This window comes from Kamptonema formosum PCC 10802 (assembly GCF_000332335.1).
GTDB lineage: Bacteria > Cyanobacteriota > Cyanobacteriia > Cyanobacteriales > Oscillatoriaceae > Oscillatoria.
In genome coordinates, this window is sequence record NZ_KB235948.1 from 5397702 (window position 1) to 5398579 (window position 878).

1 protein-coding gene is annotated in these 878 nt (G+C 54.9%); it reads right to left on the minus strand.

What is annotated here, in order from left to right:
* Positions 1 to 878 (minus strand): tetratricopeptide repeat protein (locus OSC10802_RS41485; RefSeq protein ID WP_017719260.1); only part of this gene is annotated, 878 nt, incomplete at both ends.

Genomic DNA, 878 nt, shown 5'->3' on the forward strand with positions numbered 1-878 from the left:
GAGGCTAATGGAGACATCGGGGTGGTCGCCTTGAAACAGGCGCTTTCTCATCGCCAAAGCTTCCTCATACAGCGGTTCCGCTTTCTCGTAGCGCCCCTGGGAATCGTAGAGGTATGCCAAATTGTTGAGGCTAGTGGCGACATCGGGGTGGTCGCCTTTAAACAGGCGCTTTGTCATCGCCAAAGCTTCCTCATACAGCGGTTCCGCTTTCTCGTAGCGCCCCTGGGAATCGTAGAGGTATGCCAAATTGTTGAGGCTAGTGGCGATATGGGGGTGGTCGCCTTTAAACAGGCGCTTTGTCATCGCCAAAGCTTCCTCATACAGCGGTTCCGCTTTCTCGTAGCGCCCCTGGGAATCGTAGAGTCCTGCCAAATTGTTGAGGCTTCTGGCTACATCGGGGTGGTCGCCTTTAAACAGGCGCTTTCTCATCGCCAAAGCTTCCTCATACAGCGGTTCCGCTTTCTCGTAGCGCCCCTGGGAACGGTAGAGTCCTGCCAAACAGTTGAGGCTAGTGGCGACATCGGGGTGGTCGCCTTTAAACAGGCGCTTTCTCATCGCCAAAGCTTCCTCATACAGCGGTTCCGCTTTCTCGTAGCGCCCCTGGGAATCGTAGAGTCCTGCTAAGTTGTTGAGGCTAGAGGCGACATCGGGGTGGTCGCCTTTAAACAGGCGCTTTCTCATCGCCAAAGCTTCCTCATACAGCGGTTCCGCTTTCTCGTAGCGCCCTTGGGAATAGTAGAGTCCTGCCAAATTGTTGAGGCTAGAGGCGACATCGGGGTGGTCGCCTTTAAACAGGCGCTTATACATCGCCAAAGCTTCCTCATACAGCGGTTCCGCTTTCTCGTAGCGCCCCTGGGAATCGTAGAGGTATGCCAAAT